Annotated in this window: 15 protein-coding genes; 6 read left to right on the forward strand and 9 right to left on the reverse strand. The window is 45.0% G+C overall.

What is annotated here, in order from left to right; all coding sequences use genetic code 11:
• The first annotated feature begins 53 nt into the window (after positions 1–53).
• On the forward strand, positions 54–995 hold the full coding sequence (locus O3Q51_13625; GenBank protein ID MCZ4409855.1) for a Wzz/FepE/Etk N-terminal domain-containing protein: 942 nt from the start codon (positions 54–56) through the stop codon (positions 993–995).
• Positions 996–999: 4 nt separating this feature from the next.
• A complete protein-coding gene (locus O3Q51_13630) occupies positions 1000–2460 on the forward strand; it encodes an O-antigen ligase family protein (protein ID MCZ4409856.1) in 1461 nt (486 codons plus the stop codon).
• Here the strand turns inward: O3Q51_13630 and O3Q51_13635 are convergent.
• Both O3Q51_13635 and O3Q51_13640 read right to left on the reverse strand, forming a co-directional pair.
• A complete protein-coding gene (locus tag O3Q51_13635) occupies positions 2437–3747 on the reverse strand; it encodes a SpoIIE family protein phosphatase (protein ID MCZ4409857.1) in 1311 nt (436 codons plus the stop codon). The two genes, O3Q51_13630 and O3Q51_13635, sit on opposite strands and share 24 nt — an antisense overlap.
• Positions 3744–4673: a UDP-3-O-(3-hydroxymyristoyl)glucosamine N-acyltransferase gene (locus tag O3Q51_13640; protein MCZ4409858.1), complete on the reverse strand. Its 930-nt coding sequence runs from the start codon at positions 4671–4673 to the stop codon at positions 3744–3746. Before O3Q51_13640 ends, O3Q51_13635 begins: the two co-directional genes overlap by 4 nt.
• A 125-nt stretch (positions 4674–4798) precedes the next feature.
• On the opposite strand from O3Q51_13640, the gene O3Q51_13645 reads away from it, so the two are divergent.
• The 3 genes from O3Q51_13645 to O3Q51_13655 all read left to right on the forward strand — a co-directional run bounded on the left by O3Q51_13645 (position 4799) and on the right by O3Q51_13655 (position 9384).
• Positions 4799–6652 carry a M1 family metallopeptidase gene (locus O3Q51_13645; protein ID MCZ4409859.1) on the forward strand — a complete coding sequence of 618 codons (1854 nt, stop codon included), beginning with the start codon at positions 4799–4801 and terminating at the stop codon, positions 6650–6652.
• 2 nt (positions 6653–6654) lie between these two features.
• Positions 6655–8535, forward strand: a complete 1881-nt coding sequence (locus tag O3Q51_13650; GenBank protein ID MCZ4409860.1) for a M1 family metallopeptidase — start codon at positions 6655–6657, stop codon at positions 8533–8535.
• Between the two features lie 87 nt (positions 8536–8622).
• Positions 8623–9384, forward strand: coding sequence for an outer membrane beta-barrel protein (locus tag O3Q51_13655; protein ID MCZ4409861.1), 762 nt, complete (start codon positions 8623–8625; stop codon positions 9382–9384).
• On the opposite strand, the gene O3Q51_13660 is transcribed toward O3Q51_13655, so the two are convergent.
• Positions 9368–10513, reverse strand: a complete 1146-nt coding sequence (locus tag O3Q51_13660) for a 1-acyl-sn-glycerol-3-phosphate acyltransferase (GenBank protein MCZ4409862.1) — start codon at positions 10511–10513, stop codon at positions 9368–9370. The genes O3Q51_13655 and O3Q51_13660 overlap by 17 nt on opposite strands.
• 96 nt (positions 10514–10609) lie before the next feature.
• Between O3Q51_13660 and O3Q51_13665 the strand changes: the two genes are divergently transcribed.
• Complete coding sequence (locus O3Q51_13665; GenBank protein MCZ4409863.1) at positions 10610–11878, forward strand: DEAD/DEAH box helicase; 1269 nt, start codon at positions 10610–10612, stop codon at positions 11876–11878.
• On the opposite strand, the gene O3Q51_13670 is transcribed toward O3Q51_13665, so the two are convergent.
• The 6 genes from O3Q51_13670 to O3Q51_13695 all read right to left on the reverse strand — a co-directional run bounded on the left by O3Q51_13670 (position 11875) and on the right by O3Q51_13695 (position 22075).
• Positions 11875–13278, reverse strand: a complete 1404-nt coding sequence (locus O3Q51_13670) for an OmpA family protein (GenBank protein ID MCZ4409864.1) — start codon at positions 13276–13278, stop codon at positions 11875–11877. The genes O3Q51_13665 and O3Q51_13670 overlap by 4 nt on opposite strands.
• The gene (locus O3Q51_13675; protein MCZ4409865.1) at positions 13278–14282 is read right to left on the reverse strand and encodes a type IX secretion system membrane protein PorP/SprF; all 1005 of its coding nucleotides are present in this window, start codon (positions 14280–14282) and stop codon (positions 13278–13280) included. The genes O3Q51_13670 and O3Q51_13675 overlap by 1 nt, the downstream gene beginning before the upstream one ends.
• Positions 14283–14285: 3 nt before the next feature.
• On the reverse strand, positions 14286–19280 hold the full coding sequence (locus tag O3Q51_13680) for an HYR domain-containing protein (protein MCZ4409866.1): 4995 nt from the start codon (positions 19278–19280) through the stop codon (positions 14286–14288).
• Positions 19281–19381: 101 nt separating this feature from the next.
• Positions 19382–20275 carry an ion transporter gene (locus O3Q51_13685; protein MCZ4409867.1) on the reverse strand — a complete coding sequence of 298 codons (894 nt, stop codon included), beginning with the start codon at positions 20273–20275 and terminating at the stop codon, positions 19382–19384.
• A gap of 33 nt (positions 20276–20308) precedes the next feature.
• Complete coding sequence (locus tag O3Q51_13690) at positions 20309–21370, reverse strand: alkane 1-monooxygenase (protein ID MCZ4409868.1); 1062 nt, start codon at positions 21368–21370, stop codon at positions 20309–20311.
• Between the two features lie 543 nt (positions 21371–21913).
• Entirely contained in the window at positions 21914–22075 is a 162-nt protein-coding gene (locus O3Q51_13695; GenBank protein ID MCZ4409869.1) for a hypothetical protein, read from the reverse strand.
• Positions 22076–22395: the final 320 nt, after the last annotated feature.

Genomic DNA, 22395 nt, shown 5'->3' on the forward strand with positions numbered 1-22395 from the left:
ACGAGGGCTAATATTGCTACTTTTGTGCCGTTTATTTTCCAAATATCTTATTGATGGAATCGAAGAGTTTTGACTTTAAATGGTTGATCGGCGTCGTAAAAGCCAATCTTAGACTTTTTATTTTGGTAGCTGTGCTTTCTGCTATTGTAGGGGTAGTAATATCACTACCTGTATTTATGACTCCAAAGTACAAGAGTACAGCTGTGGTATACCCCACTAATATTGTGGTATATGCAGACGAATCAGAAACGGAGCAATTGCTTCAATTCTTTGAAGCTTCATCAGTAAGAGATTCTGTTATTGAAAAATTTGATCTCTACACGGTCTATGACATTGAACGTGATGCAGAAAATTCCAGATTTTATCTGCTTGAAGAATACAGAAACAATGTCAGGGTCTCAAAGACCAAATACGAATCTGTGATGCTCGAGGTTATTGCTGAAGATCCCCAATTGGCTAAGGATATGGCCGATGAAGTTATTCGTCAAGTCAACATCAAATACGACAATGTCATTAATGATCGTTCAAATCTGATTGCTGAATCGTTTCAGAAACAATTGACTTACCAGAAAACGGTATTGGACAGTCTTGAGTCTTTAATTTCGCGAATCAGCACAGAGAATGATGTTCTCGACTATGGAAATCAAACGAGAGAATTGGTTAGGGGATACGTAGATGCACTTTCCAGAAACGGAACGGCAGGTGTCAACAAGGATCTGGCACAATTGATCACCAGCACTCAGGAAAAAGGTAGCTTGGTTCGCATGCTGCAAAACTTGAGTTATATGGGAACCATGCAGTACGATTTTCTTTCGAAAAAATACTTGGAACAAAAGGTTTTGGCTGAGGGAGATTTAACCTACACCGACCTCATCGTTGAACCGGAAGTAGCGGATAAAAAATTCTGGCCCGTGCGTTGGTTGGTCTTGGTGATTACCATGATCTCTGCTTTACTATTCACGCTGGTAATGGTTTTACTGCTTAAGAAGTCGTAGCAACTTGCAGAATACCTTCCGCATAGAGGGTCGAGAGAAGAAGCTCATCGGCATTTTGACGGCACTGTTTGTGCTGATCAATGCTGTGGCGTTCACGAGGGAGATTTATATTCTTACCATCCTTCCAATTGCCATCTTCGTTGGTTACCTGCTTTTATACAATACCAAGTTTCTTCTTTTATTCATCGTATTTGCCACACCTCTGTCTTTCAATTTTGAGGATCTGGCATCTTTTGGTGGTATAGGTTTTTATTTTCCTACAGAGCCGCTCCTCTTTGCATTGATGCTGCTTTATATCGTTAAGCTTTTGGGGGGATACCGAGAAAAGCAGGAGTTTCTTACTCACCCCTTAACGTTGGCAATTCTGTTTAATTTGGCTTGGCTGGCTACTACTGTTTTCACTTCTGTAGATTTAATCGTATCGCTCAAATACCTCATTTCGAGGCTATGGTTTGTCTTGGTCATGTATTTTATGATCAATTCGTTCTTTCAAGATCGTAACCTAATCAGGCAATTCTATTTGGCACTGATAAGTAGTATGACCATAGCGATAATCTATACCCTCTCTGCTCATGCAACTCATGGATTTTCAGAGGAAGCAGGTCACTGGGTAATGTTCCCGTTTTTCAAAGACCACACCTCCTATGGAGCCATCATGGCATTGCTTTTCCCGATGGTACTTTTTCATCTTTCACGAGCCAAGGCTCTTAGTCTGCATCAATTGATTTGGATTGGCGTTACGGCTATCTATACTATCGGTCTCATTATGTCCTACACACGCGCAGCTTGGGTGAGTCTTGTGGGTGCATTGGGGATCTATTTTCTAATCAAACTTCGAATTGATTACAAGTTGGTATTGATCACACTGCTTATGCTGGTTGGTGGGTTTTTTGCATTTCAAGATGACATCATTCATCAGTTAGAAAAGAACAGACAGGATTCATCCGATAGTTTTGCCGAACACGTCCAATCCATCACCAACATCAGCAGCGATGCATCTAACTTAGAGCGATTGAACCGTTGGAATAGCGCGTGGAAAATGTTTTTGGACAAACCTGTATTCGGACATGGACCGGGTACCTATATGTTCGAATACGCCAAGTACCAAAAGAGTTCTGATAAAACCATCATTTCTACCAATCAAGGTGACGGAGGAAATGCACACAGCGAGTACCTGGGGCCCATGTCTGAGTCGGGTGTTTTAGGAGCTCTGACTATACTCATTATTATCATTGTCAGCGTTTACACGGGCATAAAACTTTACTACCAGATGGATCATGATCCATATCTCAAGGGGGTTGTTATGTGCATTGTACTTGGATTAACGACCTACTACCTGCATGGTATTCTCAATAACTTCTTGGATACCGACAAGGCTTCCATACCAATATGGGGTAGTATGAGCGTGCTTGTGGCGATTTCAATTTACCACCGGAAAAAATCACTTAAATCTGCAGCAGAGTAAAGCTGTATCATCAAAGTAGGGCATGTTTCCTCGGTGAAGATCCATGGCGTGAACAATATGGGAAATAGCATCATCAGCTTTTTCCAAATAGGGTTCTTTCTCGATCATTAACTTGCACAAACGTTCACTTCCGAATTCATCGTTTTCGGCATTTTCAAGTTCGAGCACACCATCTGTGCTTAGCACCAGAAGGGCATTTCGTGAAAGCTTCAGTTGTCCTTTATTGACAAATGGCAGTTGAGGAAGCATTCCTATTCCGACAGTGCCTTCTTCTAAGAATGTTGCTTTTCCTGATGAAATGACGAAAGGCGGATTGTGTCCTGCATTGATGTAATGCAGCATTCTGGTAGGGTAATGAAAGTAGCCAAAGAATACCGTTACGAATCGATCTCCTCGCGACATTTCGTTGACTTTGTTATTGAGCTGTTCGACCAATCCCTCGAGCGTCCAGTTCGTATGTTCGATCAGCGCTTTTAAGTGGGCTTGGATCGTCGCCATTAGGAATGCAGCACTCACTCCTTTTCCCGAAACATCGGCCATGCAAAAGAAAGCTTCGTCTTTTCCGAGCGGAATGAAATCACAAAAATCTCCCCCAATAGCTTGATGAGGTTGGTAATAGGTGGCAACTTCAAATAGCGGATATTCCTGACTTCCGCTGCCCACCATAAGTGCCTGCATCTCTGCGGCCAGTTGGAGCTCAGTGTCTATTCTTTCCTGCTTAAGAGAGCGCTTGAATAGAGCTTTGTTTTCGATAGTTACCGCTACAATGTTAGTAAGTGTCTGGATAAAAGTTCGGTGCTTGATGGACGGACTCATGCGAATCTCATTTTCATCGATATCACCAATCAAAACATAGCAGAGCGGCTTGTCATCGTTGGAAACGGGAATGAGAAAGTCAAAATTTCTGAGTTTCTCGCTCTCTTGGTCACGCAAGTAGATCACCTCATTTTTATTGCTTACACTTTGAAAAAGCTCAACGTCATCGCTGTAATCTTCATCTACACCATACTGCAACGCACAGCTCCAGATGTTTTCTATTTGCATAAAAAGAACGAGTCTTCTTATTTGCAAATCGTGCTCGATGGTACTTCGGTATTGTTCCAAGAGTTCTTCCGTACTCTTGTTGCTGTTGATGGCATTGGTTGTTTCAAGGAGGATATCCAGCTTGGAGTTTAATCTGCTGATCCGATCCTTGTTCTTTTGAATCCTGTTCTCGTAGTTTTCAATACGCTGATTCAGCTTTTCCAGCTGCCCGGTATTCTCTTTGTTCTTGGATTTATCCGTCAACCCTTAAGCTTTTTCAGTTCATCTAAGATATAGGGAATTTTTCGGGTGTTGGCGAGGTCTTTCAGTTTTTCTCTTGATTCGGCTACGGGGCTGCCGAAATACGTTTTTCCTCCGTCCAATCCTTTCGAAACTCCCGTTTGGGCCAAAACTACCGCACCCCTGCCAATGGTGATGTCACTTCTTACTCCAACCTGTCCCCATAATGTTACTCCCTCCTCTATGATCACGCAGCCGGCTATTCCTACTTGTGCTGCTATAAGGCACATCTTGCCGATCACGGTATCATGGCCTATATGTACCGCATTGTCAATTTTTGTCCCTTGACCAATCGTGGTAGCGCCAGTAACTCCTTTGTCAATCGTACATCCACAACCGATTTCAACATTATCCTCGATCACCACTTTTCCGCAACTATGCATCTTATTGAATCGATCATCTTTCTTATAGTAAAAGGCGTGACCACCAATTACCGTATTGGCATGAATTTCCACGTTATCTCCAATCTCAGCATTATCATAGATGACTACATTGGCGTGGATGGTGGTGTTGGCACCGATTGTTACTCGCTGACCGATCACAACTCCGGGCGCAATGGTTGCCGTGGGATCAATTTGCGGCTCAGGATTTTCCCAATTCTGCACCGGCATAAAGTGCTTATTCAGTAGATTGAAAACATCAAATGGTTTGGAGTGAATCAAAAGTCCTTTTCCTTCCGGAACTTCCACTTCTTTATCAATGATAATGGTCGTTGCAGCACTGTGAAGTGCCTTGTCGTAATACTTAGGATGATCCACAAAGACAACATCGCCATGCTCCACCACATGAATTTCATTTATTCCTGTGATGGGATGACTGTCGGGACCTTTGAAGTCACAATTTCCTAGTTCGGCAATTTCTTTGAGCGTGTATGTGCGGGGTAATTTCATTCTGGTGACATTGAAATGTAGTGCGAAGATAAGGGCCTTTTCAGTTTCCTTAACATTTCTCTTGCTTTACACACCTTTCCTGAGGCAAGTGAAAGTGTATATTTGTGGCCAATTCAAAAGATTTTATGAGAATACTAGTCGGAATTGCGCTTCTTTTTTTCTGTACAGAAGCCATCTCGCAGGATACTTATTGGCAGCAGAAAGCAGAATATGAGATGGAAATCGAGTTTGATGACTCGAATCATCGTTATGATGGAATACAGGAGCTGACTTACTTCAACAATTCTCCTGATACATTATTCAAAGCCTATTTCCATCTCTACTACAATTCTTTTCAGCCCGAGAGTATGATGGATGTAAGATCCAGGACTATTGAAGATCCTGATCCCAGAGTGGCCGATCGGATCGCTCAATTGACTGATGAAGAAATTGGATACCTGCGTGTTTCTTCACTTGAGCAAAATGGCCAATCTGTGGAATTTCGCGAAAGCGGGACCATTCTGGAAGTAGATCTGGCCAAGCCTATCCTTCCGGGAAAGAAGGCGAAATTCAATATGAGTTTTCAAGGTCAAGTGCCTGTGCAAATTCGCCGCTCCGGTAGATTCAATAAAGAGGGAGTGGCTTATAGCATGTCTCAATGGTATCCTAAAATCAGCGAGTACGACCATATGGGTTGGCATGCGGATCCATACATTGGAAGAGAGTTTCACGGAGTGTGGGGTGAGTTTGATATTAAAATCACCATTGATAGTGCCTATACTTTGGGAGGCACCGGAGTTTTAAAAAACCCACAAGAAATAGGACACGGCTACCAAGTACCCGAAAAGAAAATGAAGCGACCTGAAGGATCGAAGCTCACTTGGCACTTTGTGGCTGAGAATGTGCACGATTTTGTTTGGGCTGCCGATAAAGACTACGCCCACGATAAGCAGGTCTTGAAAGATGGCACCGAGATTCACTACCTCTACAAAAACACGGAGGACCTGAGGACCAATTGGGGAAAGTTGAAGGACTATGTTCCAAGGATTTTTGACTATGCTTCAACGCACTTTGGCAAGTATCCCTATCCTCAATATTCGATCATTCAAGGGGGAGACGGAGGAATGGAGTACGCGATGGCAACCTTAATTACGGGCCAAAGAAAATTCGGCAGTTTGGTAGGAGTTACTGTCCATGAGGTGATGCATTCTTGGTACCAGATGCTGCTCGCCACCAATGAAGGAATGTATCCATGGATGGACGAAGGCTTCACCTCTTTTGCTTCCAGCAAAGTAATGAGCCATCTCTTCAATCCCGATGAGGATACTCGACGCGGACGGTATTATGATTCATACATCGCTCTGGCCAATAGTGGTTTGGAAGAACCAATGTCAAAAATGGCCGATCATTACAATACGAATTATGCTTACGGAGCTGCGGCTTATTCCAAGGGAGCACTTTTCATTGCTCAATTGGGATACGTATTGGGCCAAGACAATCTTGACAATGGGATTCTGCGCTACTTCAATGAGTGGAGCTTTAAGCACCCTAGTCCAAATGATTTTGTTCATGTGATGGAGAAAGTCAGTGGCATTGAACTAAAATGGTATTTGAACTATATGCTCAATACTACTGAAGTGATCGATTATGCAGTAGAGGGAATTGAATCCAATGGAGGTCAAACCGAAATCAGCTTAAAGCGAATCGGAAACTTCCCCATGCCGATTGATCTCTACATCACTTATTCAGATGGAACCACTGAAATGATCAATATTCCTTTACGAATGATGCGCGGATCCAAACCATCACCTGACGGGCTCGATTTCACAGTAGCTCCTGATTGGCCATGGACAAACCCTGAATACACACTTACCGTTGATAGAGCTTCAAGCGAAGTCGAGCGAGTTGAGATTGACTCCACCAAGCGCTTGGCTGATGTAAATCCCAATAATAATATCTTGAATCTGACGGAAAAATTAGAGTCAAATCCCCCTAACTAACGATGAAATTAAACCTTGCCCTTTTCACATTGGCCATTCTAATGATGGCTTGTGAATCCGCTCAAAATACTTCCGTTGAAACCGAAAAAACTCAACCTATGGAAACCAAGTACGCTGATGATACCCACAGTTTCTCAAAACCGAATGACGTGGCGGTTACCCATATCAGCTTGGATTTGATGGTAAGTTTCGAAGATCGAATAATTTCAGGAACCGTCGTATACAACATAGAGCGTAATACTCAGGGAGACTTGATCCTCGATACTGATGGACTTACAATAACCGCAGCACGTGATGCTGCCACCAACAAGGAACTACAGTTTAGCCTGAATGAAGGTGATGACTATGGCAACGAACTCGTCATTGAATTAAACGACGAGACCAAAAAGGTGGCGGTTGATTATTCTACCTCTCCCGATGCAGCAGCTCTCCTCTGGATGGATCCTGAGCAGACCAACGACGGTAAGGCTCCTTTCCTATTTACTCAAGGTCAAGCTATTTTGACACGTTCATGGATTCCCATTCAAGATTCACCTGCTGTGCGAGTGACCTATGATGCGAAGGTTACCGTGCCAAGTGGTATGATGGCGTTGATGAGTGCCGAGAACCCAACCGAGATGAATGAAGATGGCGTTTATGAGTTCAAAATGGACAAGCCGATTCCTCCTTATTTGATGGCATTGGCAGTTGGCGATCTCGCATTTGAGTCACTCGGAGAGCATACAGGTGTTTATGCCGAGCCCGGAATGCTGGCAGCTTCGGCTTATGAATTTGCCGATATGGAAAAAATGCTCTTAGCAGCTGAGGAGCTTTATGGCCCATATAGCTGGGGTCGATACGATGTTTTAGTGCTGCCCCCGGGCTTCCCTTTCGGGGGAATGGAAAATCCTAAACTCACCTTTGCAACGCCCACCATCATTGCAGGCGATCGATCGCTTACTTCTTTGATCGCACACGAGTTGGCACACAGCTGGAGCGGAAACTTGGTAACCAATGCCACATGGGATGACTTCTGGTTGAACGAAGGATTTACCGTTTACTTCGAGAAGAGAATCATGGAGTCACTTTATGGAGAGAGTTATGCCAGTATGCTCAATGAGCTAGGCTACCAAGACCTGCAGCATACATTGGCTGAGCTAGGCGAAGAAAGCCCCGATACGCACTTAAAGCTCAATCTCGACGGTCGAAATCCGGATGACGGAATGACGGATATCGCCTACGAAAAAGGGTACTTGTTCCTCCGATGGTTAGAGTCAATAGTAGGAAGGGAGCGCTTCGATGCTTTCTTGAAAAATTACTTTGAGAAGAATGCTTTCCACACAATGACCACCGAGTCATTTATAGAATACCTAAATGCCAATCTCCTCAATGAATTGGACGAAAAGCCCGATTTAGATCAGTGGATTTACTCTTCGGGTTTACCCGCAGATCACCTTGTTCCTGAGTCTACTCGCTTTGATGCTGTAGATAGCGCTAGAGTTGCCTGGATGGATGGAGCGACTTCCACTGAAGAGTTACCTACAGCAGAATGGAGCACCCACGAGTGGCTGCACTTTTTGAGAGGAATTCCCGAAAATGTCGGTAAAGAACGTTTAGCGGATTTGGATCAGGCATTCAACCTGACTGATTCAAAGAATAGTGAGATTACTGCAGTTTGGTTTGAGAAGGCTATTGAGAATGATTATCAAGTAGCATTTCCTCAACTGGAAATGTTTCTGATGAAAGTAGGCCGTAGAAAGTTTCTTAAACCACTTTACACGAAGTTGGCCGAAACGCCCGAGCACAAAATTTGGGCAGAAAAAGTTTACGCCAAAGCACGCGGAAATTACCACGCAGTGTCCGTAAATACCATTGACGAAATTCTTGGTTGGCAAAAGAGTTAATAAAGTATAGCCGTTCATTCCTTTCTTGATTTTGGTTGAATTTTTATTGGAACGTTTTCCTATATTACCTCCTTTAAAACGCCAATGATGAAATTGAAAGGTCTTGCCGCATCTATTGCTCTAAGCGGAGTTCTGGTTTTTTTTACTTTTTCGGAAACTAAAGCACAAAATTTTGGGGTTGGAATCTCACCCGAGATTTCTTACCGAAATTTGGTGAAAACCGACTTCGTCCCCGGCATTGATGAATTCATCGACGAGAGCAATGCACTGAGCGAATCGATCATTGGTGTGACAGCTGAGGCCTTTTTCGTAAAACCGTTCGCTCGGAACATGTATTTTGAAACCGGTGTCAGTTTTTCCAGAGATGGATATAACTCCTTTGTGAAGGATTTGAGCTACGAATCTCTTTTGGCCTTAGGACTCGTGAATTCTGAAGATCCGGGTTTTGAATCGACAAAAGAGATCGAAACGCAGAATCGATTTCTAGCTGTTGGGATTCCTCTGAGATTGGCCTACGTTTCCAATGGAAAGAAAGTAAGGTTTACGTGGGCACTTGGCTTAACCCCCGAATATTTACTCGAGTCGTCTTCCACACGGATCTATCGATTTGAATCAGGTCAGGAAGAGTCTTTTGACACAGACTTCGAATCCAACCCAGCTGATTTTAACTTGACTGCTTCAGCTAGTGCAGGAGTAGAGTTGGCTATTGATCGTCAATCTGCCATTCGAATCGAACCCATCGTGCGTTACGCTGCATTTCCCACATTCGACGAGTCTGCTTACGAAGTCAATCTTTTCTCTTACGGATTAAGCGTTAAGTACTTTTTTAAGCTCAATCTACAGTACTGATTGTATTGAAGTTCTTTACCGGGTTGGCGTACATGTTGAGAAGGAAGTAACGATCTTCTTTAGAATTTAATCCAAGAATTTCCAATTGCTTCTCCATTCTGGACATAAATGCACCCTTCTGTTCTTCCGTGTAATGAGGAGAATTTGAATTTCCTTGCAAGAGGTCAAAAGCGATATAATTGGTTGGCCAAAGCTTGTACTGACCGTAAACTTTTTGATCGATTATTTCACCCAACTCCTTGAGCTTATCGTTGGGACTTGTGAAGTCGATCAAGTGATTTAGCTCTTCACCCAACGGCTTACCTATGCTGAGGTGAATTCGCCCTTTGTAGCCTGTAAGACCCGTAAGGATGCTGTTGTAATCTTCTCCCTGTTGTTTCTCGTATTTTTTTTCTGCGGCCAATGCTTTTAACTCGGGAATTTTCAAAACATCACAAGGATCGTATTCATATGAAATGGCAACCGGAGTGATATTCAATTCGCGGAAGCACTGACTTAATGGCTTTTCGCAATTGATACTCAACATCTTCAAAAGTCCGGGCTGGGTTTTGTCGATGCCATCTTTGGTTCTTCCTTCTCGTTGAGCAATCCAAACATTTGTATCCCTCTCACATATTGAGTGGTGAATGTAATTGGACAAGTTGACGGAGTTTTCATAGAACTCTCTTGCCGTAGTATTCCGCTTAACGGTAAAGTTCTTATTCATTTTGGTGAGGTCTCTCACCAATTCTTCTTCTAGCAGATTGCTGCCAATTGCAGTTTCAAAGGTCCCCAAACCTGCCTCGTATAGCATGATGTTGAGAATCGCTGAATCCAAAATTATATCGCGGTGGTTCGAGATAAAAAGATGAGCACCCTTTGATTTGATATTCTCCAGACCACTGACTGAAATGCTATCGGTCGTTTCATTGACCAGCTTTCGCATCGCAGGGTAGGCTACTTTTGCTTGAAAATCTGCAATGGTCCTTACCGAGGCGACACGCTCCTTGATGGGTTCAAGAGGCTCGTCGGGATAGACGTAACGAAGAAGATTCGTAAAACTTTTATCTCGGAGAATTCGGCTGATGACTTCAGGTACTTCTTCATCCCGATAAGGTCGAATGTCCTCAAATGTACCGTTTGCTGGCATAGTAGATTGTAGGCATGCGAAAGTAAGTATTCTATGATTAAGGAAGGTTTCTTCCTTTCGAAACCTCCGTAATTTGCGAAAACTTAACTTTGACCGATGCAAAACGGATTCAAAGATCTAAAAGTCACACGCCAATTCATTGATGCTTTGGAGGGTATGGGAATCACCGAGCCTACAGAGATTCAGGCAAAAGGTATTCCACCCGCCATTTCGGGACAAGATGTGCTGGGAATCGCTCAGACGGGTAGTGGAAAAACATTGGCATTTTTGCTTCCCTTGGTCATGAAAATCAAACAAGCGGGCGATGGAAGACCTCAAGCTTTGATTATGGCTCCTGCCAAAGAATTGGCCATTCAGATATTCGATGTTCTTACGGCGCTCACAGTAAATACAAATATCAGAAGTATCTGCTTGTATGGAGGAGTAGGCAAGACAGTCCAAGCGAAGTCGCTAGAAGACGGTTGCGAGATTATTGTGGCTACACCTGGTCGATTTCTAGATTTATACAGCTATGGTTTTGTTGAGTTGAAGTCAGTTAGGACGCTCATCCTTGATGAAGCCGACCGTCTGATGGAGATGGGATTTTTAAGTCAATTCAAATCCTTGCTCGAAGTCATTCCCACAAAGAGACAAAATCTCCTCTTTTCGGCCACTTTTCCCGAAAGGGTGAAGTATATGGCTGATGAGTTTTTGGAGTACCCTACACGAGTAGAAGGTTCCATGAAAGAGAAACCCGTGGAGAAGCTCGACCAGCGATGGATGCGGGTGGAGAACTTTCGTTCGAAGCTCAACCTGTTGCTACACCTTTTTGAAGAAGAAGAGTGGAATAGAGTGATTGTCTTCTGCCGTACCAAAGATTCAGCCACAAGGGTTTCTGCTTTTCTCTCGCGAAAGGAGATAGGAGATGTACGTGTGCTACACGCCAATAAAGCCCAAAATACCCGCATCAATGCGATGGAAGATTTCCGAAAAGGGGAAGTGCGTGTGCTCGTAACCACCGATGTAACTTCCCGCGGAATAGACGTGGCCAATGTGAGTCATGTGGTCAATTTTGAAGTTCCGAAAGTTCCCGAAGACTACCTCCACCGTGTCGGGAGAACCGCTCGGATCCATAAAGAAGGAATGGCGCTGACTCTGGCCAACAAAGCCGAAGAATTTTTGATCAAAAAAATTGAGACCTTTTTAGGAGAATTTATCCCACTGGAGCCTTGGCCCGAAGCAGTAGAAATAGGAGAAGAGCTACCTGGCGAATCCAGAGAACTGGCCCGCGAGCTCGATGCCTACAAGCAGAAAGCCGATCCGAATTTCAAAGGAGCTTTTCACAAAAGGCAGAAAGGAAAGAAGAAAAAGAAGGGGCGACGCTAGTTATCCCTCTCAAAGAAGATCTCCACCCTTCGATTTAATGACCGTCCTTCTTCCGTCAAGTTCGATGCATAAGGTTGGCTTTTCCCAAAGCCTTGTGTTTTGATTCGGTCCGGTTCCACACCGTTTATGACCAACCACTCCTTGGTAGACGCGGCTCGATTTTCACTCAGGGTTTGATTATACGCATCAGAAGCTACCGCATCGGTGTGTCCGTCTATACGCACGCGTATGTCTTGATTCTCGTCCAATACCTCGGCAACGTCATCAAGTACTTCGACATATTTCGCCGTAATATTGAACTTGTCGTACTCAAAATAAACGAATCGAATCACTGTATTTTTGTCCAGCATCTCTTCTCTCGTCAAAGACTCTATCGTTCTATCTTTCGATTCTTCTCCGTCGATTTCAATGATAAGCACTGGATCTCTTTTCGGCTTCGGAGTATTATCAACCACTTCCAGACTATCGGCCACCTCCTCTACGATTTCTTCAATTTCTTCAATGAGTGATTCAATTTTCACTTCAGTCACGTAGAGATTTGAAAGAGAGTCATTGCGATTGCTCGAAAAGTAGGCCGTACTGTCTGTCGCCATGAAGAAATACGCATCAAAAGCAGTTGAGTTGAAATCGGCCTTTCTGGGTAACGTCCAGTTCCCCCAATCTTGTGCTACGCGTTTGGAGTAGTAGATATCGTAATTATCGTCAGTTCCGCGCCCATTGGTAGAAAAGAACAACAGTTCGGTCACTGGATCAAAGAAGGGGCTGATTTCATTAAGCGTACTATTGATGGCGGCGCCCAAACTCGTCGGTGTTCCCCACGTCTCTCCGATTTTTTCACTTACGTAAAGGTCATTTCCCAAGCTATCCACATCGGAGGTGGGCAGTGTCCAAAGAATAAAAGACTCATCGGGAGCCACGTAAGCGCTATAGAATGTTCCGAGTATTTCCAATCCGGGAATCTCAATCGCCACGGGAGTAGACCAAGTTTTCTCGACCTCATCGTATTCGCTGGTCGACAAACCCGGAATGGATTCTTCTTCCGTAGTCATCTCATTTAAGAGATAGAGCTTCATTCCATCATTGGTAATACCTACAACGGCATTACTCCATTCATCGTTCAGCGATTTTACCGACTCGGCGTTGGTGTATTCACCATTTGTAAGACTAGACGTCCAGATATCCTGACCCGAGTATTTTCCGCCTGCGTTCTCGGGATGAAATGTCCGCGCAAAATAGAGGGTGCTCAGGTCGCTGCTCAAGATTGGCAGCCCTTCTTCAGCCGATGAGTTGATAGAGTTCGGCAGCTTCTGAGGAGTGCTGAAACTGATGGTATCCTGCTGGGCAAAAGCTTGGCTAAGCAGCATTACCCCTAAAGTGAAAAGCGATAATTTTCTAGCCATTACTTCTTGTTTTTTCGGTTAAACTGAAATCCGAGAACCACCTCATGGCTTCCGCTGCTAAGGTCGTTGATCTCGGAAGTAACGTAGTCATAGGCATAGGCCAATCTCATAAAGTCGGTGAGGTTGGCACCGAGAATGACAGATATGGCATCTTGATTTCGGTAAGAAACCCCAAGTCGGAATCGACGATCCCACTCAGCCATTAAATTGATATCAACCGATAAGGGAGCAGGTGGCCTGATTTTGAGCATAAAGCTGGGAGTCAAGTCAATCTTTTCACTTACGGAGATGCGGTAACCCGATGTTACGTAATGGTGCATATCTAGGCGGGCTTCACTAAGATTCAGCGGCGACTGTTCATTTCCCAGGTTGATTTCGTTTCGTCCGAGTTGGTAAACCGAATACCCCAAGAAAGCTCTGTCGCTGTAGAGGAAGACTCCCGCATTGATATCGAAGATGTTTGAATTTGATCCATTGGCAATGAAATCATTGTAGGTATTGTCAAAGTCATTTTCCAAAATGATATTGTTTCGGTCAAAGCTTAACCCATACCAGCCGAGGCTTAATCCCCCTGCAATCCAATAGTCATCTCCAATCGGATGGTGGTAAGAATAGCTTCCCATCACCGAGCTTCTTTGGAAAACTCCGTATTCATCACGAGCTATAAGTCCACCCACCACATGTTTACCATAGCGAACGGAAGGTTTGCTTTTCAGCAATCCGGGATGACTGATCGGAATGGAGTAAAGCTTCCCCGGTGCAGCAGGCTGCTTGCCAAGATTTATGGTTCCGCCTACATAGTAGGTTTGAGGTGCCCCGTCGAAACCTGCCCATTGTTGGCGAAATCCCAGAGCAATATCAATATCGTGAGTCAAGCTCGAAGCTGCAGGGTTTAGTACATAAGGATTGTTCATGTACTGACTGAACTGCGGTAGTTGCTGTGCATTTGCCATGCTAAAGGCGAAGAAGGACAGCAGGACGAAAAGTGCGATTCTTGTTCTCATGGCTTAGCGTATAATGTTTACGGTTCCGTTCAAATTCTCTTTCCCTTCTCGATTGTAATCGATGATGTAGTAGTAGGAGCCTGTTGGCAAATCATCGCCTTCAGTGGTTCCATCCCAGGGTTCGTTGTAGCCCGTGGATGAGAAGACTTCTACTCCCCAGCGGTTGAAGATTGTTACCGTGACATCAGGGTATTTATGGATTTCAGGGATATTCCACACATCGTTTACGTTGTCTCCGTCAGGAGTAATGGTATTCGGGATTTTAATAAAAACTTTAATGGTCAATGAGTCGGTTAGGTCACAACCCAATGGTGTCTCGTAATTCAGAAAGTACACAGTGGTTTCCGTCGGCGATGCTATTGGGTCAAGACAATCAGAGCAGCTCAAACTCTCGGGTGGGCTCCATTGAACTGTGCCGTCAGGCGGAGAGCCAAAGCCCGACAATTGAGCATTGCTTCCCAAAATGATCGTCTGATCTTCACCGGCATCCACGATCACTCCTGTTTCCACAAAAATGCCCACAGTATCGGTTAGTACATCGCATCCGTTTTCAGGATCAATTGACCAAACAAACGTATTCAGGCCAACACCAAGGTTGGTTACTTCAGTGACCGCGCTTTCCGGTGATAGGATATCTCCTGATCCTTCTATTTGGAACCAAAGGCCGGAACCAAAATCAGGGGTGTTTCCTGAAAGAGTAGTGGAGTTTGAGCCACAAATGTTTCGGTCAATTCCTGCTTCAGGCCGGGTGGCTTGAGCTGCCACTTCTACTTCATAGGAGCAGGTTACGGCATTTCCGTTTACATCGGTTATTTCAAAGCTGATGTCTGTTATTCCAATCGGAAAGACTGTTCCGCTCTCGGGACCTTCCGTTTGAATGATAGAAGCGATTCCACAACTGTCGAGTGCCGTAGGAATTGGTAAAATCACATTCAAATCGCACGAAAGGAAGGAATCAGGACAGTCAACGGTAGGTGGAGTGACATCTTGAACGGTAATGTTAAATGAGCAGAGGGTGGAATTTCCTGCTTCGTCTTCTGCCACGAACTCTACAATATAGTTACCTGGAGTCAGAACATCTCCCGAAAGTGGACCACTAATTTGATTGAGGGCTGTCACTGCGCAATTGTCTGTAGCCGTGGGTGTTTCAAACTCAATAATCGTATCGCAGACATTTGATTCAAGCTCAATGACAATGTCTTCAGGACAGTCAGCAAAAACAGGGCTTTCAGTATCAGAAACGACTACATCATAGGTGCATTCCGAGGTATTTCCTGCTGCATCGGTCGCCTCAAAACTGAATGAGGTAATACCAATGGCTAACTCTGTACCGCTCGCAGGTCCGTTGGTCTGAATTACCGTCACATCGCCTGGGCAATTGTCGCTAGCTTCGGGCAAGTCAAACGTATAGACCGCTCCGCAAATTCCCGGATCGTTGGGAAGTTGTATTTCGCCCGGGCAATCGAAATCAGGCCCTTGAGCATCGACTACTTCCACATCAAATGAGCAGGTAGCAGTGTTTCCTTGCTCATCTTCTGCTTCGTACGTCACTGTTGTAAATCCAAGTGGGAAGCTTTCGCCTGATGCCAATCCCGAGATTAAGGTAACGGTTACATCACCGCAATCATCAGAGGCAATTGGTGGATCGTAAGTAACAATGGCTGCGCAGGCATCAGGGTCATTCTCGACTTGAATATCTTCCGGACAAGTAATGACAGGTGGCTCTTCTTCCGTAACGGTAACGGTAAAGCTACAGGTAGAGGGATTACCCGCATCATCAATGGCTTCAAAAGTCACCGTGGTAACGCCAACTGGAAATTCACTTCCTGAAAGAGGGCCTTCTATTTGGGCTATTGAAGCTATACCACAATTGTCGGTGGCAGTAGCATCGGCAAAGTTTACAATGGTGCTGCACGCTATCCCCGCATCTATTTCTATATCGTCAGGACAGTCTATAACAGGTGCTTCGTTGTCTTCTACTATGATATCAAAGCTGCAAGTCTCTACATTTCCTGAAGGATCAGTTGCCTCGAAAGTGATACTTGTAGAACCAATTGGGAAAACACTTCCCGAAAAGGGGCCTGCGGTTTGTATAGCCGTAATCGCACCGTCACAGTTGTCGATCACCATTGGAGTATCAAAAACTACCGTGGCTTCGCAAATTCCCGGTTCGGAGGATACGGTCAAGTCTGCAGGACAATCAAATACGGGAAGTTCCGTGTCGTTTACCGTTATGGTAAATGAGCAGGTAGTGGTGTTTCCGCTTAAATCGGTGACGGTGTATTCCTCGATAGTCACGCCGACGGGAAATTCAGCTCCTGAACCTAATCCTGCGGTGAGAACTGTTGTAGCTCCGCCACAATCATCGGTTCCTATGGGTGCTGTGTAGGATACAACGGCACCGCAAATTCCCGGGTCATTATTTACTTCAATATCCGCAGGACAAGTTATTTCGGGTGCTACTCCTTCCAACACCGTAACAGTAAAAGAGCAAGTAGCGCTCAATCCATTGGCGTCAACTGCTTCGAATGTTACAGTGTTTGATCCCACGGGGAAATCTGACCCTGAAGGAAGACCATCAGTTTGAGTGATACCGGCAATGGCACAATTGTCGGTTGCCGTGGCATCGAGAAAATTCACGACTCCGCTGCAATCACCGTCAGGAATATTAAGTGTGATATCAGCAGGACAAGTAATGTCAGGGGCTTCATCATCGGTTACGGTCACCGTAAAGCTGCATTGGGCCGTATTACCCGAAACATCAACCACCTCGTAATTGACAGTGGTAACTCCTACGGGAAAAAGATCGCCGGAAGGCAACCCCGAGAGCAGATTCACTTCAGCAACTCCGCAATTGTCATCAACGACAGGTGCATCATATGTTACAACTGCGCCGCAGAGCGAAGGGTCGTTCCCAGTAGATATATCCTCGGGACAAGTGATGGTCGGGTCAGTATCATCTATCACCACTATGTTGAATGTGCAGATTTCCGTATTGCCAAATTCATCTTCAGCAGTAAACTCAATCTCAGTACTTCCCGCGGGGAAAACAGATCCACTGACGGGTCCGCCTGTTTGGGTAACGGTTACGTCCGAACAAGGATCTTCGGCCGTAGGCGGATCGAAAGTAACGGTAGCTTCACAAGCTCCCGGATCGGCATTCACCTCGATGTCATCGGGACAGTCAAATGTTGGTACGCTGGTTTCAGTAATGTCGATCGTGAAACTACAAGTTGAGTTGTTTCCCGCGTCGTCTTGGGCACCTATGGTAACGGTATAAAAGCCAGCGGTGAGTGTCGCTCCCGGAGCGGGGCCATTCACCAAGCCGATGATAACGTCTGTGCAGTTATCAGTCGCCGTTGGGAGAGGGTAGTCCACTATCGTATCGCAGGCGCCTGAAAGAATGGTGATCTCTATGTCATCAGGACATGTAATCACCGGATCTTCATCGTCGGTTATGATTACGTCAAAAGTGCAGATAGATTGAACTCCCGAGGCATCTTCTGCAGTGAATTCAATGGTGGTAGACCCGACGGGGAATGTTGAGCCCGAGGCAGGTCCGCCCGTTTGGGTGATGGTTCCTCCGGGGCAGTTGTCGATGAACGTGGGTATGCCGAAAGTGGCCGTTGCTTCACAAAGCCCAAGATCGGCGCTGAGTTCGATATTTGGAGGACAGTCGATAACGGGAGCCTCCGTATCATTTACGGTTACCGTAAAGCTGCACTGTGCGGTATTTCCGCTCAGGTCAACGACCTCGTAAGTTTCAGTAGTGGTTCCTACCGGGAAGAAAGCTCCTGATCCCAAGCCGGCAATTTGGGTAGTTGTAGGATCGGGGCAATTGTCGGTTCCTTCGGGGGGAGTGTAGTTTACAATTGCTCCACAGTCTCCGGGGTCATTTGCTACTGTGATGTCGATTGGGCAAGTAATCTCAGGAGCTGTATTCTCCGTAAGGGTCACCGTGAAAGAACAAACGGCTGTATTTCCCGAAGCGTCTGTAGCAGTAAATTCAATCTCAGTGCTTCCTACAGGGAACGTGCTTCCCGAAACAGGGCCATCCGTTTGGACGATTGTAGCTCCGGGGCAATTGTCGGTAACATTTGGGGTGGAAAAATTCACCACATCCTCGCAAGTTCCCACAGGAACGACTTGTGAGATGTCGGCCGGGCAATTGGTTATCACCGGGGCAGCTCCGTCGTTTACGGTAATCTGAAAACTGCAGGTTGCCGTATTTCCGTCTGCATCCGTTACTTCATACGTTTCTGTGGTGGTGCCGAATGGAAAAACGCTTCCCGATCCAAGTCCTCCGATTTGAGTGGTAAATGCAGGTCCACAATCATCCGATCCTACAGGTGCTACATAGTTGATAATCGTGTCACAAGAATTGAAGACATCAACGATGATATCATCAGGACAAGTTATTTCGGGTGGAGTGATGTCATTGACGACTACTACGATTCGACAAAAACCATCGTTGCCTGCAGCATCGGTAGTTTGAAAATCCAGAAAGCTTTCACCTGTCGGGAAAACGGAACCGGATGGGAGCCCGCCGATTTGATTGACCACTACGGGTCCGCAGTTATCTGATGCCGTAGGAATGGGGTAGGTTACCACCTGGGTACATTCACCGTCATTGGCATCCACTATGATGTCGGGCGGACAATCAATTACGGGATCTTCAGCGTCTTCTACCATCACCTCAAATGTGCAGACATCGCTATCGCCTTCGTCATTTGTCACAGTGTATTCCACGATAGTGGTCCCAACGGGAAAAGCAGAGCCGGATGTCAAACCTCCCGTAAGTGCGGTGGTGATGTTGGTGCCCGATCCCGTTCCCACCGGGGCGGTATAAACCACCACAGCTTCGCATAGCCCGAGGTCATTATTAACCTCAACATTAGCAGGACAGGTAATGGATACTTGGGCTGAGCTCTCCTTACTCAAAAAGAAAAATAGGAGAAGTAGAAAAGATAGAGCTGATACTCGGAAAGGTGTTTTCATAATCAGGCAAAGTCTAATCAAATTTAGAAGAATGAATAGGAGCCTGAAGAGTTCTTTTATCTTTTTATAACAGCAAGAATGTTAATGAATCCGTTCTTGATTTATCCTGCATTCAACGAGTCATCGCTGTTCAACTTTGACCCGCAATTATTGCAATAGTTAGCATTTAACGGATGGTCCTCACTTCCGCAATTTCTGCAGATGAGGTCGTTGTTGTGTCGTTTAACGGAAGTATCCACCTCTTTGTAAATTTCTGCTCCTACAATTCCCGTAGGAATGGCAATAATGGCGTAACCCAGAAGCATAACAATCGAGGCGATGAATTGTCCCAGGACTGTTTGTGGTGTGATGTCTCCAAAACCAACGGTAGTGAGCGTAACTATGGCCCAGTAGATGCTAAGCGGAATACTGACGAATCCTGCTTCGGGTCCTTCTATGAGGTACATTATACTCCCTAAGATGAACACCAGAATGACCAGAGCCAGAAAGAAAACGGTGATTTTATGACGGCTGGAGGCAAGGGCCTTGCCGAGTATTTGAGCCTCAGCTACAAACCTTACCAGTTTGAGAATTCTGAAAATTCGGAGGAGTCTTAACGCCCTCAGGATGGCGAAGCTTTGCGAGCCAACGAAGAATATGCTGAGGTAAGTCGGCAAAATTGAGAGCAAATCGATAATTCCCAAAAAGGAGAAGATGTAGATCCTTGGCTTTTTAATGACCCAAATTCGCGCCAAGTATTCCAATGTGAAAAACACCGTGACCACCCATTCGATTATTCTGAGCTCAGTGTGAAATTTTTCATCTACAAAACTGACTGTTTCCAGCATTACAGCGGCCACGCTGACGAGAATCAATACCAAAAGGATCAGATCGAATGCCTTCCCCATGGGGGTTCCGGTGCCGAAAATAATGATGAAGAGTTTCCGCTTCAGGGAACCTTCTGCAAAGTCATTTTCGCTTGCCTCGTCGTGAGGATTGATTTCTTTTCCCGACATATTGGCCCCCAATTTAAGCTTTCACAATCAATCTCAAACCGCAGCCGTTTTTACCCGATCTGAATTTGAACGATCAATTTTAGGGTTCATCACGGAAAACCAAAGTGGTGGTATGGCGCTGAGCAGCATCATGCCGGGATAGCCCGTCGGCATTTGAGGGCTGTGGTCGTGGTGCTCTAGGATCTGATATTTCTTGGCGGGCTTGTAATGGTGGTCGCTGTGACGGGATAGCTCGAATAGCATGACCCTGCCTACGATATGATTGGAATTCCATGAGTGAATGGGTTCGACGCGTTCGTAGCGGTTTTCACTCACCTTTTTGCGTGCCAAGCCATAATGCTCGATGTAATTTACCGTTTCGAGCATCAGAAAACCGACAATTGCGGCACCCGTGTAGAGTAGCATCGCATACCAACCGAAAATCAGACCAATGGCAAGCCAAAACAAGATTTGAATAAGCTGAAAGCGAATCATTTCATTTTTTAAACTCCACACAGATTTCTTGGCTCGTTGGAGCCGCTGCTTTTCCAAGGTCCAGGCGGAAATATAACCGTAGACTACGGAGCGAATCCAAAAGTGGTAAAGTGTTTCATTAAGTCTGGATGAGGCCGGGTCCTCATATGTACTCACGTTTTTATGATGGCCTCGGTTGTGCTCAATGAAAAAATGCATATAGGCTGATGGGAGCAGCAAAGCCTTGGCCATAAACTGCTCATGAGCCGTTTGGCGGTGACCAAGCTCATGGGCTACATTGATGCCCATACCGCCTAGAATTACCCCCAGCGAAAAGGTGAGGCCCACCAACTCTTTGGTGCCAAAAGAGTACGTAGTTATGGCGACTAAATAGAGCAGTAATGTTGCATAAATAACGGGTGCGACGGAATACAAAAGCAGATCGTAGGCTTTGTCATCCAGACGCATTTCTTTCTCTGCCGCGTTCAAATTCTGAGCATTGGGTTGGAAAAGGATTTCCAAGAAAGGGATAAAACCAAAGGCAAATAGTACGGGGCCAAAAGTCCACCAAGATCCCAGGTATACGCCCAGTGCAAATAGAGCGGGCAGGATAAAGACCATGGTATATTTTAATACTCTCATCTCAATGAAGTTCTTTGAGCTAAAATAAGAAATCTCGCCCTTGCATGCAGAACAAAAGGAGGGTAGTTCTACCGGTCTTGCTGTTTGCGCTGATCTCAAGCGAAATTATTTGAGACTTTGCTCGAATGTCTAATGAGCTGAAAATAAAGTGTTTTTGACACTTTCTAAATCTTTCATCAAAAAAAATAGAGCTAGCCCAAAACCTTTTTTATTTCTCAAGGTTGTATTGACCAGCATGATAGTGCTGGTTGATAGGTTAGTTTAATAGTAGAGTAGTAGAAGAAAGCGGTCTGGAGAGACCGCTTTCTTGTTTTAGGGAGTTCATTTATGCTTTGACAGCTTTCAAGTATATAGAGCATACGATGTTTTAGGTGTAGATTTCAACACTTTAAAAGGCAAATGGCACATCAAGCGAAAAAAAACGACCATCTCAAAACCTTTTTGAACCAATGTGGTATTGACCAGCATGATAGTGCTGATTGATAGGTTAGTTTAATAGTAGAGTAGTAGAAGAAAGCGATCCGGAGAGGTCGCTTTCTTGTTTTAAGGTGTTTGTGTTTCGTATTTCGTAAAGCGTATTTCGTAGATCGTATCGAGTAGCGGGATGAGGCCTTCGATCATGTTTTGATTTCTCAATACTTCTTCAAACGGTTCTCGATTACCTCCTTTAAGTCGGTGAGATCGCTCTGATGTCGCTAAGTTCACTTTTCTTTCATTCTTCAGGAAAACCACTCGAACTGACAGAGTGCCGTATTGTTAAATTCAAGTAAGTCTTTCAGTTCGAGTGTTTCACGACGGAGGAGTGAAAAGTATCGAGAACAAATGGTAGTTCAGTTTTGCTCCAAATGGTTCTCGACTCTCAGGAGGCTTACACACGATTATTTTCCTTTATCCTTTCAGGAAAACCATTCAAACTGACAAAGTATTGTATTGTTAGATTCGAGAATTGTTGTCAGTTCGAGTGGCACGCTGACGAAGGAAGCGAGTTGTATCGAGAACACCTCGAAGCCCAATCTTCCACCAAT

The sequence above is a fragment of the Cryomorphaceae bacterium 1068 genome (genome assembly GCA_027214385.1).
Lineage (GTDB): Bacteria > Bacteroidota > Bacteroidia > Flavobacteriales_D > Cryomorphaceae > JAKVAV01.